Origin of the sequence: Peribacillus sp. NPDC060253, assembly GCF_042727425.1 — a bacterium.
In the GTDB taxonomy this organism is placed as follows: Bacteria; Bacillota; Bacilli; order Bacillales; family DSM-1321; genus Peribacillus.
Window position 1 is genome coordinate 1 of sequence record NZ_JBHXAS010000121.1, and the last position, 14,121, is coordinate 14,121.

The following is a 14,121-nucleotide window of genomic DNA, read 5'->3' on the forward strand; positions in this document are numbered from 1 at the left end:
ATTTCACTACGATGTTTTTTTTGTTCGATAAAAATTCTTTCTACTATTTCTAATTCTTTTTTCAATTCTTCTAAATCAGTGTTCTTAGAAATTCGATTTTTAAAAACTTCCGATAATTGTTCCATTATACATTTCCCCTAGCATAATTATATTTTTCCTTTATCTTTATAGTAGTCCACTATTCATATAACTTTATACTCAACCTTTTCTAACTATACATAACATTGAGATAAAATCGTCAAAACAAGACAATCAGTGGGAATATTTTACTACAGTAACATAAATTTGTCTATACGATGAATAACATCGTAAAAGTATTTTCTAAGGCTAACCGTCGAATTTAATTTATTCCCTCTCAACCTTCATCCTTTTAATGCATTGAAATGTCTTAGACAGCTAACAAGTCGGATTTGAAATAATCAAACCAACTCATGAATTACTTAGTATTGGGATGCATTATAGAAGTAAAAAGGTATATAGCATAATATTTGATAGAATATAGCCCTTTCTGAGCGGTGCAAAAGGTTAGATGGCGAAGGAAATACATGTAGGTAGGAGTAACTTGAAGTAATAATAATTACCAGAGATAATAGTGAATTATTGAAACCAAAAATTTTAATTTGCGTGTTGTAAAATTATTGCATTAAACCACCTCGTACTTCTATACTATTCATAGGTTAAGCCATGAGTCATGCTCTATTTATCAACAAGTTATAAATTGTGGGTTAAAGTAATAATAAATCGAATAAAACTATGACATGAAATAACCAGGCCTTAAGATTGTAAGAATTCATTTTCAACTTTTGGTTAGTAAAAGGGGATGAGGACTTAATGGATTTAATTTTTATAAATAAATTAACTGCAGTTATTGAAATGGCCGCAATAGCCCACCAAGACCAAGTACGAAAAGCAAATCAATCACCATATATCACTCATCCATATACAGTAGGAATATTATTATTAGGAGTAAACTGTTCTGAAGATACTATTATTGCAGGGATTTTACATGATGTGATAGAGGATACGAACATAGTATCCAAAGAAATAAGTGAAGTATTTGGTGAAAATGTAATGCGTTTGGTTGAAGGTTGTTCAGAACCATATAAAGAAAAGCCCTGGGAAGAAAGAAAAAAGCATACACTTAATTATCTAAAAAAGGACGCACCATTAGAAGTATGCCAAATAATTTGTGCTGATAAGTTACATAATATACTTTCCGTTAAAAAAGATCTTGATGTCCAAGGGGAAAAGGTGTGGAATATATTTAAAAGAGGCAAAGAACAACAACGATGGTATTATGAATCAATCGTAGACATACTCGGAGAAAGGATTCCAGACTTCCCTCTGTATCATCAACTTAAAATAACAGTTATGAATACATTTGGCAATTAACTTAAAAAGGCAAACATGTATCCTTGTTTGCCTTCCTTACTGACTAGTCAATCTCTATGCCAATTATGTATAAAAAAATAATGGGTTTCTTAACCTTCTTTGTTTTTTTCTTCATACATTTTATATCCATCGACTACACGATTACAGAATGAAACTGTATTCTGTCTCCATGACCAATAAGATAAGTAGGAAAGCGTAGGACCTACTAGTATGATCAGGACTAAAATGATCAAAAAATGGGTAGAGTCGGTAAATTGGGTTAGTAAAAGGGCTAAAGAAAATATACTGATAATGGCAAAGTTAAAAGAAGTGGTTCTAGTAATTCGTATCTTTGTCCGAATAGAATCCAGTTGACTTGCTTGATTTTGGTCATTTGTCAGCATGATTAGCTGTCTAGAAGATTTTCCTTGTAAGATTTCATTCCTTATTTTAAATTCCCGCTTATTAAAGATTATGTCATCTACAAAGTGATCAATAATTATCCCTAACGTGTAAACAAATGGAAGAAATAAGATATAAATTGCCACCAATATATCTTTATTACTTCCTGTTAAAAATGTAAAAAAGGGCTTAAAAAATCCCACATCTAAAATACATAACAGTAACAAAACTAGTGCTACAAAAAAATGAAATCCATTTACAAGATGCTCAATAAGCATGTTTGTTGTATTACCCAAATTCTATTTCCCCCCTCTTCTTCTAAAAACTCAATCCGAACACAAGTCCTAAGTCTTTTATAACGTACCAATAATAATATTATATACCCTTATATGTTCATTGATAAGAATTTGTTTCGACAATATTTCACATCTTTTGACCTATTCACATTATAAATTGTTACCCATTTTTTAACGCACATCAAGAGAATTGGATATATGTTTAAACATCACAAACCTAACTTAATGCCTATAGGAAGTAAAACTGTAAAGAGTTATGATTGAGTCAATATTTTAGTACCTTTTTATCATTAAAATGGGTGAAAATCTGGGTAAACTTTAAGGAGCTAAGTGTTCAATGGCTTTGCTATATGAACAAGAAGACAAGGGCATGGATAAGAGTGGATGGAAATCATGCAGGATGTTATGGGATCAGGAATTTTGAAAGTTGAAATGAGCGAATTCATTCAAGAAAGAAAGTGATTGTCTGTTTAAGTATTGAAATTATATGATAGCTCTCTCTTTTCAATAACTATATACGTGGATATACCCACTTTTCCCCTTTACTAAATGCACTACTTCTTCAACTTAAAATATTCGTGCATAACCTCGAAACATATGAAATGTCCTTGGTCATTGGGATGAATGTTATCATTCGTTAAAATATCAGCCAATCTCATATTCTTTGTCTTTAGCTTCTTTTCAATTCCCTCTTTGCTTTTTATATTAGTCCAGTTATTCGTTTAAATGACCTTCTCGGAAGCTTGAAAATAATCAAAATAACTCACCCCTAAACTATTCTCTGCTTTACTATTTGCGACTGGGTTTGGTGAAATGATTAAAATCTTTGCATTCGGCAGCCCTTTCTGTAACTTCGTCATAATGTTTTCCAAATCTTCTTCGAATTTTCAAATATAATCAGATCAGGTTTATCTTGTATGACCGCTTCAATTTTCTTACCTTCAAGTAAATCCTTTGTTGAATACTCCTCATGTCCATGATTTATGAAACTTAGTGTTTCCAAATCATCACGATCAGCGCGCAAACTCTTTTCTAAGCGTCCTGCCCAACTATTGGAGGAATTACTTGCACCGGTTCCTGAAGTACCATTACTTCCCACTAGGGATACAATAACCCTATCTTGCGTAAGCGACTTATAATGCAGATAATCTATTAGCGGCTGCTGCTTAACATTTTCTGGTTTTAAACTTTGTATCAAAGTTTCCCTTTCTTCTTTTTCCTTTTCTTTTAATTCTACTGCGGCTTCTTTAGTCTCTATCCCTGCATCACTCGACATTAACGCACTGAATCACCATCAGGCAAAGCTTTAACCCCATGTAAACTATGTAATGGTTTTATTAGTTTTAAGTAATGTTCTTGTATTCCCTGTTTCCTTCACGTTTTTTCGTTGTATGATTGAAAAAAAGGAGGTTTTGGGGATGATTATTCTGAAGTATATTGCAAAGCTTTTTTCATTCTTGCAAAAGGATATACCAGAAACTCATGTTAAATGCCATATCTGTGCCGGAACTGGAGCCTACGATATTTATACGGATTGCCTTACCTGTAATGCAAAAGGATTGATAAGTAAAGTGGAGTATCGGAGGAGGCTTGAAGAAGGTGAAATTTAAAGGATTTCGTGCAGGACGATATTGCAGCGTAGATGAAACAATAGATGATCAAAGAAGCAATATTCGCTATTGCTTCTTTTTTTGTTCCAAAACATTATAGGGGGAACCTAATGACAGCAAATAATCAAATTCCGTTATCTGTTCCCGATATGGATGCTGCGATTAAGTGGTACGGGCAAGTGATGAGAAAAAACTAAATATGACGAATGTCCATCAAAATAACAGATAAAAACCAGCATTTCTGCTGGATAGTCCATCGTACATTCACTTAACCAAGTTCAGTAATTCTAGATCTCTGCCGTTCACATGATAGTTAAAGGTAACCGTCTTATCATCATGGATGTGATAGGTTAAACCAATAAACTCTCCGGTATTTGGAAATCTTTGAATAAAGTCATCAAGTTCTTCAGAATTCAGTTTAACAACCATCGGTTTCTTCCTACTATTTAGTGTATCTTCTTCTTCCTTCTCCATTACTGTTTCAGTAAATCTAGCCATAATTGACTCCTTCAATCTCTCATTTTCCCAAATGATATACCTTATGAGTGGTAAATGAAAGGTCCTACATTAAAACTTCATATTAATGATAAGTTCTCTTAACAAATCTCCCAAATATTGTTTCCCTGGGGTACTAAGTAGGAAAAATCGTTCTGATGATTGTAAGACACTAATTCCTTTTGCTTATGGATTTATCTTCTATATCTTTAGTATAATGATAATGATTATCACTATCGATTAAGGAGATAAACTATTATGGGTGCACCCTTGTTAACAGAAGAACTTCCGGTTGTTAATAAAATCTGGACGCGTGATTTTATTATGATTTTCCTAGCTAACTTCATTGTTTTTTTAACGTTTCAAATGACTACCCCGACCCTTCCGCTTTTTGTAAAAGAGCTAGGCGGAAATGAACGGTATATTGGGTTAGTTGCTGGCATGTTTTTATTTTCCGCTCTGATTGTCCGCCCCTTCGCTGGACAAGCCTTGGAAACAAAGGGAAGACGCTTTGTTTTCCTTTTCGGTCTAGCCTTTTTGGCTGTGGCGATTGGCTCGTTTGGATTTATGCTGAGTATTTTCCTGTTATGTGCAATGAGGGTTGCCCAAGGGGTTGGCTGGGGATATACGACCACCGCATCGGGTACGATTGCCTCCGATCTGATCCCAGCAAAGCGTCGGGGTGAGGGAATGGGATACTTCACTTTATCGGGTAATTTAGCGATGGCTTTTGGTCCGTCACTCGGACTTTTCTTAGCGGATGTTTTATCGTTTCAACAGTTGTTCTTGTTTTGCGGTGCATTAACTCTAGTCGCTTGGATCATGGCATCAACCATTACCTATAAAAAAGTAGCTCCGCCTTCTCCTAGCGCTAAAACGAATAGGTTTAACATTTATGAAAAAAGCGCTGTTGCTCCGTCGGTTCTTGTTTTTTTCATTACGGTAACTTTTGGCGGGACCGCTACCTTCTTACCGCTTTATACCATCGAAAAAGGTTTGACAGGTATTCAAGGTTACTTTTTTCTTTATGCTTTAGCTCTTATTTTCACACGAATGTTTGCTGGAAAAATCTATGATCAAAAGGGACATCAAGCTGTCTTCATTCCATCTACTCTTTTTATCGTAGCTGCTATGCTGCTGCTTGCCTGGATGCCAAGTAACACGATATTGTTTCTTGCAGCAATATTTTACGGCATTGGATTCGGTGCTGTCCAACCGGCTCTTCAAGCCTGGTCTCTCGAACAAGCTGCCCGAAATCGCAAAGGCATGGCCAATGCCACCTTCTACTCCTTCTTCGATCTTGGTATCGGCTTCGGCGCCATTGTCTTTGGACAAATCGGCTATCTGTATGGGTATAGAAGCATTTACATCATGGCCGCTGTCTCAGTGGGGATTTCTATTTTGACTTACTTATGGATCTTGAGAAAAATGAAGTAAATACACATGAATTGGACACCTTATGGGTGTTCTTTTTTATTAAAATAGAAATCGGTCGATTCTTCGAAGTGTAAGAGCACACTAAACCTTGAATCCATAGCAGGTTCATTTAATTTTAATTCCATGTAAAGTATGTAATGGTTTTATGTGATTTAAGTAATATTATCGGATTTCCTGTTTGTTTCTTCTTTTTTCGTTGTATGATAAAAAAAAAGGAGTTTTGGACATGAATTTTAAGAAGTTTATTGCAAAACTTTTTTCAATCATTCAAAAGGAAATACCAGAAACTCACGTGAAATGCCATGTTTGTGCAGGAACGGGTGCCTACGATATTTATACGGATTGTCTTACCTGTAATGCAAAAGGATTAATAAGTAAAGTGGAGTATTGGAGGAGGGTTGAAGAAGGTGAAATTTAAAGGATTTCGTGAAGGACGATATTGCGACGTAGATAAAACAACAGAAGATCAAAGAAGCAATATTCGCTATTGCTTCTTTTTTTTTGTCCCGAAACAAAAGCCGTTTGTCCCCCGCCTTAAAAGGGTATTTTTATTATCAGGGGGGATACATATGACGACAATTACCCACATTGGTTTATCTGTACCTGATTTGGATGCTGCGATTAAGTGGGACGAGCAGGTGTTGGGATTCAAATTATTGGCGGGTCCCTCGTTTAATGCAGGTGATGAGTAAAAAACGAATATGACGAATGATCTTCTTGGCGATCATGTTAATAAAATGCGCAATGCTCATATGATCGCGGATAAACAAGTGGGAATTGAGCTTTTTGAGTTTGTGGAGCCGAGGATGCCGAAAAATAAGAGTCGCGATTATGAGGCTTTTTTCATATTTGCTTACTATCGGATGTATTGAAAAGCTGGCTGATGATATTGCGGCTTCTGGCGGGAAGCGGCGAAGCGATGTATGGAAATAAAGAGTGATGCAGGCATCCATGATAATAGGAACAGCCCCCAATTGAGTATGGAGGCTGTTGCTTAGCGGCTATATCACTTTTTAACCGTGACTTTCCTTGCTTCACTTACATTTTTCGCTTTGTCCTTGGCATAGATATATAGGTTCTTTCCGGCTTTTTGCTTAGGAATTCTAACCGAATAGGTACCTTTAGTCGTTGCTGTGGCAGAGCCGATCACTTTTCCTGATTGCTTGATGGATACCGTGGAGTTGGCTTCTGCCTTGCCTGTCACTATTGTCGTTTTTGTGTTGACTGTGTTGACGGACGGTTTACCTGGTGCTGTTTTGTCCGCGACTGTCACTTTAGCGATTGAGCTTGTATTTCCTGCTTTATCGGTGGCTGTAACGAACAGGACTTTTCCGGCTTTTTGTTTTTTTGATATCGTTACGGTAAATTTCCCTGCACTATTGGCATTTGCTTTGCCAAGAACCGTACTGCCAGCTTTGATAGTGACGTTAGTGCTCGCTTCCGCTTTGCCCGTTACTTTTACAGTATTGTCACCTACAGTATTGACGGACGGTTTTGCAGGGGCCGTTTTATCTTGTACTTTAAATGATACGGGTACACTTCTATTTCCCGATTTATCGATGACTCTTGTAAAGATTGTCGTGCCGGCTGTTTGTTTTGCGATAGTCGCCGTAAACGTCTTTTCGCCGTTGATCTTCACTTCGGCAAGTTGTTTTTTATCGGTATAAATGGAGACCGTTCCCGTTTTGAAATCAGCTGGGATTTTCCCTGTGACCTTGGTGTCCTTGTCGGAAATCGCTGTCACGGCCGGTTTGGTCAGCGTCTTCATTTCCAAGGCTTTTTTGGCGTTGACCCGCCCATTTCCATAGTAGATGTCTTTCCCTTTTGTACCTAGGTCGACAGCAGAATCATAGAGCCGGTATTCGACCTCCGTTTTGTTGAGTTTGGGCTCATTGGACCAAATCAGTGCCGCTACACCCGTCACCATTGGCGTAGCCATCGATGTTCCGCTCATCCAGCCATATTTACCATTTGGTAAGGTTGAAAGGATATCATCTCCAGGTGCTGCAATATCGACTGTTGAATGGTAGTTGGAATAACTAGGACGCTTGTCCCTATTGTCAGTGGCGGCAACGGAAATGACGTTGCTGAATGCAGCAGGATACACGCGCTGTACATTTTTCCCCATATCCCCTTCATTACCGGCAGCTGCGACGATCAGGATGCCTTTTTTATAGGCTTCTTGGACGGCTTTATTCAATGCTTCCGAATAACTGGTGTCTCCCAGACTCATATTAATGATGTTTGCTTTATTCTGAACGGCATAATGAATGGCATCAATGATATCGGCCGTATCGGCATACTCGCCATCAAAAACGTTGATCGGCATAAGTTTTACATTCGGGGCTACACCCGCTCCACCTATGCCATTGTTCGCGGAACCGGCAATGATTCCTGCGATATGTGTTCCATGCTCCCCTGCCGGTACGATATTCTTCCGATTGCGTATCGTATCATAGGCATTGACGATTTTCCCCTTTAAATCACCGTGACCACGATCGATCCCATCGTCAATGATGGCCACGATCATTTCCTTGGAGCCCATGGTTTTTGTCCATGCTGCATTTGTTCCAAGCTTTTTATGATGCCACTGGTCTATGTAGGCAGGATCGTTCGGACTTTCCATCTTCTTGAAAAGATAGTTCGGCTCTGCATATTCCACACTCCTCTGTTCTTCCAGTTCCTCGATAAGGTTGTCTGTTGTTTCCCCTTTAGGAACCTCTACCTTTTCTATCAAATCGTTGATCGGCTCACCGTTCGTCTCTTTATATTTGACGATGACGCCATCGGATTGTGGAGTTTCTTCTGCAGATACAGCATCTGGCTGATAGATTGGCAGAATCATAAACAGTAACAACACCGGCAATATGGCCCCAATAAGTTTGTACATGATATCACTCCAAAAAAGTATGATTAAGAATAGCTATGGATGAGGTTAGATCATGAACCCATTCTACTAATATTCCTAACTAGATTGTATACTGTGTAAGGTAGTTTTACTAACATTTTTATCAAGAAAATAGCTAATTTGGCAAAAGAAAAAACGCTATAAGCGGTATCAAACTGTAGACAAACTCGATAATAATTGAGTTTGTCTACAGTTTTTTAGGTTTTTAAAATTTGACCGTTAATTTCCACTCCAGGCACTCGCTTTCCGCGGGCGGTCCGGGAGCCTCCTCGGCGCCTTTGCGCCTGCGGGGTCTCCCTTGGACGCGCTTTTCCCGCAGGAGTCTCGTACCTTCCGTTCCAATCAACTTTGTTTTAACATTTAGATAGAACTCTTTTTGCCTCCATGCAGCAGCAGACCGCAATGGATTTGTGTTGGGGACGATAGTGACATCCGAAAATCCGCTTGATAGTCATATCTTAGAGCCTCTGGTTGAACAAGTGATTGCGAAAGTTGAAAAACCTGAATCTGTTGCCGCAGGAGCAGCTTACAAAACACCAGCCATTACAAACTACCTTTTTGACAATGAGATCACACCAGTTATACCCTATACACGTCCTCGAACAAAAGAAGGATTCTTCTGCAAGCATGATTATATATAAAAAACATCTCTATAACCGCTTCAAATCCAATAAAAAATCAAAAAGGTTTCGGAATGTGAGCATTCCGAAACCTTTTTGTCTACAAACTTAAACCGCTATAAAGCCGTTTAATGTCCGCCTAAATAGGCATTCTTGATTTCTTCGCTTGCTGTCAGTTCTTCTGATTTGCCTGATAGAACAATTCGGCCCGTTTCGACGACATAGGCTCTGTCTGCGATGGATAGGGCTAGGTTCGCATTTTGTTCGACCAGTAGGATGGTTGTACCCGTTTTATTGATTTCTTCAATGATATTAAAGATCTGTTTCACCAATAATGGAGCGAGTCCCATCGATGGCTCGTCCAATAATAGCAGCCGCGGCTTGGCCATGAGTGCTCTGCCCATTGCGAGCATTTGTTGTTCCCCGCCTGATAGGGTTCCGGATTGCTGCTTCAAACGCTCAAGCAAACGTGGGAATAATTCATAGACTTTCTCCATATCCTGCTTGATGCCTGCCTTGTCTTTCCGTAAATAGGCACCGAGCTGAAGGTTTTCTTCAACGGTCATGTTAGCAAAGACCCTTCTTCCTTCAGGTACGTGGGAAATGCCCATTTTCACGATGGATTGTGCAGCTTTCCCGCCGATGGATTGCCCTTCATAGATGATTTTCCCCTGTTTTGGTTTTAATAGGCCGGAAATGGTTTTCAGCATCGTACTCTTCCCGGCTCCGTTCGCTCCGATCAAGGTGACGATTTCGCCTTCATTAATAGAAAGCGAGATCCCTTTCAAGGCTTGAATGTTTCCGTAATAGACGTTAATGTCCTCAATATTTAACATTATGAAACCTCCTCGCCCAGATAGGCCTCGATGACTTTTGGATTGTTACGGATTTCCTCTGGCTTTCCTTGAGCGATCAGTTGTCCGTGATCGAGTACATATATGCGTTCGCAAACACCCATGACGAGCGGCATATCATGCTCGATCAATAATACGGTCAAATCAAATTTCTCCCGGATGAGGGCAATCAAGTTCATCAGTTCGTGCGTTTCCTGAGGGTTCATACCCGCTGCAGGTTCATCCAGTAAAAGCAGTTTCGGATTGGCTGCAAGTGCACGGGCGATTTCCAAACGTCTTTGTTTACCATATGGCAGGTTCTTCGCTTTTTCATCCTTATATTGATCCAGGTTGAATATCTTCAGGAACTCGATCGCCTTATCATCCATTTCTTTTTCCCCTTTAAAATGGATCGGCATACGGAAGATCGAACTTAAAATGCTATGTTTTGAAAGGGAATGATAGGCAACTTTAACATTATCGATCACGGATAGTTCACTGAACAAGCGAATGTTCTGGAATGTCCGGCTGATTCCCTTTTGTGTGATTTTATATGGCGGCTTTTTTCTCAAGTCCTCGCCTTCTAAAGAAATCGTGCCCTCCGTCGGGACGTAAACCCCTGTCAGCAAGTTGAAAAAAGTCGTTTTCCCAGCGCCGTTCGGTCCAATCAAGCCAACCAATTCCCCAGGATATAGCTCGACGTTAACATCAGAAACGGCTTTAAGCCCCCCGAATTGGATGCCGACCGAATCGACCTTAAGCAGCGGTGTTTTTGTTTTCATGGCTGCTGCCTCCTTTACGTTTGAACATGGAAGTTATTTCTTTTGTCCCCATTAACCCTTGTGGACGATAAATCATCATGACGATTAGCACAAGACTGTAGATGATCATTCGTGTTTCTGGATAATCTTGGAGGAATGTCGTGACAACAGTCAGCAATATGGCAGCCAATACGGCTCCCGACAGGCTTCCAAGACCACCAAGTACGACTAAGATCAAGATATCGAATGACTTCAGGAAGCCGAAGTTCGATGGTTGGATGATATAGAAATTATGAGCGTATAGCCCTCCAGCGATGCCGGCGAAAAAAGCACCGATCGCAAACGCGACAACTTTGTAATAGGTCGTATTGATTCCCATCGAATCGGCTGCCGTCTCGTCCTCACGGATCGATATGCAGGCTCTTCCATGTGTAGAGCTTGTGAAGTTCCTGATGACGATGAGCGTAACGATTACGGAAGCGAACACCCACGGCCAAGTCGTCAAATGGGAAACCTGCATGCCGCTCGCCCCGCCGACATAATCGATATTCAAAAGCAGGATCCGGACGATTTCCCCAAAACCCAGAGTCGCAATCGCCAGGTAATCACCCTTTAAACGCAAGCTCGGGATACCGATGATCAACCCGGCCAACGCTGCAACCAAACCGCCTACTATCAAAGCTAAAGCAAATGGCATTTCCAGCTTCATAGTCATGACGGCTGAAGCATAGGCGCCAACTGCAAGAAATCCGGCATGCCCGATGGAAAACTGCCCGGTTATCCCGATGATCAAGTGAAGGCTCGCTGCCAGAATGATATTGATTCCGATGAACATGAGCGTATTTTGATAAAAAGGATTTAGCGATCCGCCGCCGATTAACACTTGAACTACGGCGAAAAAGATCAATGATAGTGAAATCGAGAGCCAAAAACCTTTTGCTCGCTTAATTGTAGTCATTGCTTTGTCTCCCCTATACTTTTTCTTTTTTATTTTTACCGAATAAGCCTTGTGGCATGAAAATCAAGATAAGAATCAGTACGACGAAGGCTACCGCATCACGCCATAGTGAGTAACCGGCTGCACTGACCAAAGCCTCGATGACACCAAGCAATAAGCCCCCGACCATCGCGCCCGGTATAATCCCGATCCCTCCAAGTACGGCGGCAACAAATGCCTTCAATCCCGGAAGCACGCCCATAAGCGGCTCGATCTTAATATAGTAAATACCGAAAATGACACCTGCTGCCCCAGCCAATGCGGAACCGATTGCAAAGGTGGCAGAAATCGTGTTATTTACATTTATCCCCATCAGCTTAGCGGCATCCGCATCGAAGGAAACGGCACGCATCGCTTTTCCTATTTTTGTTTTATGAACGATGATTTGAAGAATGATCATAAGAACGACAGCCACTCCAAAAATCAAAATGGATTGACTATTGATGGAAACTCCAAAAATATTGAACTTGTCTACCGGCAATACATCATTCGGATAAGCTTCCGGCTGTGCACCGCGGACGTAGATGAATCCGTATTCGATCAAAAGGGAAACCCCGATGGCCGTGATAAGTGCAGCAATACGTGTTGCGTTACGCAATGGCTTGTACGCGATTCGCTCAATCAACACCCCAAAGAGTGCACAGACCGTCATCGAGATTAATAGGGCTGGCACGAATGACAGATCCAGAACCGTTATCGAGTAAAACCCAACGAATGAGCCGACCATGAATACATCGCCATGTGCGAAGTTTATCAATTTAACAATCCCGTAAACCATCGTATATCCGAGAGCGATAAGGGCATAAATACTTCCTAGTGAAACCCCGTTTATTAACTGTTGTATCAATTCCATGTTCGACTCTCCTTGAAAATCTAAATTTTATAAGTGATAAGTCCAGACTCTTTGCATCCACTTAAGGGAAGTTTCTGTGAGCTGGTATTCTTGAAAAATGAGAATTCGCCAGCACCTTCTTATGAAAGAAGGGCCGGCGAAAGGGTTGGACTTGTTCTCCGAAATTAAGGATTGATTTTAGTGTTGAATACTTGTTTTCCTTCTTTAAATTCAAGTATGGTAGCGGATTTGATTGGATTATGTTTTTCATCCAATGTAAATGTACCTGTTACAAGCTCAAGGTCTTTCGTTTTTTCCAATGCTTCTTTAATTTTTTCTGAATCAGCTGAACCAGCACGTTTGATTGCATCTGCAAGGAAATATCCAGTGTCGTATCCTAGAGCATTAAATGCATCCGGGGATTTATCTTTGTACTTCGCTTTAAATGCAGACACAAAATTCTGAATTTTCTCATCAGGGTCACCTGAGGAATAATGGTTCGTGATGAACGTGTTATTTAGCGCTTTTGGACCGGCAATTTCAACTAGCTTAGGAGAATCCCAGCCGTCGCCGCCCATGAATGGAACGTCCAATCCAGTTTCACGTGCTTGCTTCACGATCAGTCCAGCTTCCTCATAGTAACCAGGAAGGAAGATGAAATCAGGTTTTGCTGATTTCAGACGAGTCAATGTGGAACGGAAATCAGTATCCTTCGCAATGTAAGCTTCCTCAGCCACGATCTTTCCGCCATTTTTTTCGAATTGTTCTTTAAAGGCTGCCGCTAATCCTTTTGAATAATCACTTGAGCTGTCAATATAGATGGCTGCACTTTTTGCTTTGATTTCTTTAGTGGCAAAATTCGCAGCAACCGTTCCTTGGAACGGATCGATGAAGCTTGTCCTGAAAATATAATCGTTCAATTTATCCTTGCTGAAAGTGATTTCAGGGCTTGTACCAGAAGGTGAGATGACTGGCACTTTATTATCTTGTGCAATCTGTACTTGTGCAATCGAGTTCGTACTTGTCGCTGCACCTACAATCGCTGCAACCTGATCTTGTGATGTCAGCTTGATTGCCCCGCTTGTTGCTTCAGACGCTTCTGATTTATTATCGACTTTTATAAGTTTGATTTTTTTTCCGTCAATGCCTTCTTTATTGATTTCTGCTGTCGCAAGTTCAAGGCCTTCTGCAATTGATTGACCATATGATGCTACACCGCCTGATAATTCAAGGTTGACACCAATCTTGATCGTATCTCCATCCCCGCTTGATTTTTCTGATGATCCAGAGCCGGAACAACCTGCTAACACACCTGCAGCAAGTGTCAGAGAAAGGAATGCACCTGCTAGTTTTTTCTTCTTCATAAATAATCCCTCCATTTTGTAATCATCGCTCTGATGCATGAATATTTATTCAAGACGCCCCAGAAAAAATTGATTAGATGAAATTTTTTAAATTAAATTAATATTTCGAAAAATAGTTTACCGCATAATTTTCATTCCGTCTATACAATAATTACGAGAAGATTTCGTTAAATAGGATATTTTTCACAGATAGCA

16 protein-coding genes and 1 pseudogene are annotated in these 14,121 nt (G+C 40.0%); 7 read left to right on the forward strand and 10 right to left on the reverse strand.

Annotated elements, in window-relative coordinates:
• Positions 1 to 831 precede the first annotated feature (831 nt).
• Positions 832 to 1,392: an HD domain-containing protein gene (locus ACFWE9_RS22080; RefSeq protein ID WP_377358807.1), complete on the forward strand. Its 561-nt coding sequence runs from the start codon at positions 832 to 834 to the stop codon at positions 1,390 to 1,392.
• An 89-nt stretch (positions 1,393 to 1,481) separates the two neighbouring features.
• On the opposite strand, the gene ACFWE9_RS22085 is transcribed toward ACFWE9_RS22080, so the two are convergent.
• The 3 genes from ACFWE9_RS22085 to ACFWE9_RS22095 form a co-directional block, all read right to left on the reverse strand.
• On the reverse strand, positions 1,482 to 2,069 hold the full coding sequence (locus ACFWE9_RS22085; protein ID WP_377358809.1) for a hypothetical protein: 588 nt from the start codon (positions 2,067 to 2,069) through the stop codon (positions 1,482 to 1,484).
• Between the two features lie 722 nt (positions 2,070 to 2,791).
• Positions 2,792 to 2,929 (reverse strand): hypothetical protein, encoded by a 138-nt coding sequence (locus ACFWE9_RS22090; RefSeq protein ID WP_377358812.1) that lies wholly within the window; start codon positions 2,927 to 2,929, stop codon positions 2,792 to 2,794.
• Positions 2,926 to 3,345, reverse strand: coding sequence for a hypothetical protein (locus tag ACFWE9_RS22095; RefSeq protein ID WP_377358814.1), 420 nt, complete (start codon positions 3,343 to 3,345; stop codon positions 2,926 to 2,928). The genes ACFWE9_RS22090 and ACFWE9_RS22095 overlap by 4 nt, the downstream gene beginning before the upstream one ends.
• 142 nt (positions 3,346 to 3,487) lie before the next feature.
• Between ACFWE9_RS22095 and ACFWE9_RS22100 the strand changes: the two genes are divergently transcribed.
• Positions 3,488 to 3,679 (forward strand): hypothetical protein, encoded by a 192-nt coding sequence (locus ACFWE9_RS22100; RefSeq protein ID WP_377358816.1) that lies wholly within the window; start codon positions 3,488 to 3,490, stop codon positions 3,677 to 3,679.
• Between the two features lie 264 nt (positions 3,680 to 3,943).
• Here ACFWE9_RS22100 and ACFWE9_RS22105 read toward each other — a convergent pair whose 3' ends face one another.
• Positions 3,944 to 4,177, reverse strand: a complete 234-nt coding sequence (locus ACFWE9_RS22105; RefSeq protein WP_377358819.1) for a hypothetical protein — start codon at positions 4,175 to 4,177, stop codon at positions 3,944 to 3,946.
• Positions 4,178 to 4,432: 255 nt separating this feature from the next.
• On the opposite strand from ACFWE9_RS22105, the gene ACFWE9_RS22110 reads away from it, so the two are divergent.
• The 4 genes from ACFWE9_RS22110 (at position 4,433) to ACFWE9_RS22125 (ending at position 6,483) form a co-directional block, all read left to right on the forward strand.
• Positions 4,433 to 5,611: an MFS transporter gene (locus tag ACFWE9_RS22110; protein WP_377358821.1), complete on the forward strand. Its 1,179-nt coding sequence runs from the start codon at positions 4,433 to 4,435 to the stop codon at positions 5,609 to 5,611.
• 226 nt (positions 5,612 to 5,837) lie between these two features.
• Entirely contained in the window at positions 5,838 to 6,029 is a 192-nt protein-coding gene (locus ACFWE9_RS22115) for a hypothetical protein (RefSeq protein WP_230155041.1), read from the forward strand.
• Positions 6,030 to 6,180: 151 nt separating this feature from the next.
• Entirely contained in the window at positions 6,181 to 6,303 is a 123-nt protein-coding gene (locus tag ACFWE9_RS22120) for a VOC family protein (protein WP_377358823.1), read from the forward strand.
• A 9-nt stretch (positions 6,304 to 6,312) separates the two neighbouring features.
• Positions 6,313 to 6,483, forward strand: a complete 171-nt coding sequence (locus ACFWE9_RS22125) for a hypothetical protein (RefSeq protein ID WP_377358825.1) — start codon at positions 6,313 to 6,315, stop codon at positions 6,481 to 6,483.
• 134 nt (positions 6,484 to 6,617) lie between these two features.
• Here the strand turns inward: ACFWE9_RS22125 and ACFWE9_RS22130 are convergent, their stop codons facing one another.
• Positions 6,618 to 8,501, reverse strand: coding sequence for a S8 family serine peptidase (locus ACFWE9_RS22130; RefSeq protein WP_377358827.1), 1,884 nt, complete (start codon positions 8,499 to 8,501; stop codon positions 6,618 to 6,620).
• 389 nt (positions 8,502 to 8,890) lie between these two features.
• Between ACFWE9_RS22130 and ACFWE9_RS22135 the strand changes: the two are divergent.
• A pseudogene (locus ACFWE9_RS22135) lies at positions 8,891 to 9,154 on the forward strand (transposase); the annotation flags it as partial.
• A gap of 113 nt (positions 9,155 to 9,267) precedes the next feature.
• Here ACFWE9_RS22135 and ACFWE9_RS22140 read toward each other — a convergent pair.
• The 5 genes from ACFWE9_RS22140 to ACFWE9_RS22160 all read right to left on the reverse strand — a co-directional run bounded on the left by ACFWE9_RS22140 (position 9,268) and on the right by ACFWE9_RS22160 (position 13,926).
• Entirely contained in the window at positions 9,268 to 9,975 is a 708-nt protein-coding gene (locus ACFWE9_RS22140; protein WP_230155035.1) for an ABC transporter ATP-binding protein, read from the reverse strand.
• Entirely contained in the window at positions 9,975 to 10,754 is a 780-nt protein-coding gene (locus ACFWE9_RS22145) for an ABC transporter ATP-binding protein (RefSeq protein WP_377358830.1), read from the reverse strand. The genes ACFWE9_RS22140 and ACFWE9_RS22145 overlap by 1 nt, the downstream gene beginning before the upstream one ends.
• A complete protein-coding gene (locus ACFWE9_RS22150; RefSeq protein ID WP_377358832.1) occupies positions 10,729 to 11,691 on the reverse strand; it encodes a branched-chain amino acid ABC transporter permease in 963 nt (320 codons plus the stop codon). Before ACFWE9_RS22150 ends, ACFWE9_RS22145 begins: the two co-directional genes overlap by 26 nt.
• A 13-nt stretch (positions 11,692 to 11,704) precedes the next feature.
• A complete protein-coding gene (locus tag ACFWE9_RS22155) occupies positions 11,705 to 12,583 on the reverse strand; it encodes a branched-chain amino acid ABC transporter permease (protein WP_377358834.1) in 879 nt (292 codons plus the stop codon).
• A gap of 164 nt (positions 12,584 to 12,747) precedes the next feature.
• Entirely contained in the window at positions 12,748 to 13,926 is a 1,179-nt protein-coding gene (locus tag ACFWE9_RS22160) for an ABC transporter substrate-binding protein (protein ID WP_230155031.1), read from the reverse strand.
• Positions 13,927 to 14,121 lie beyond the last annotated feature (195 nt).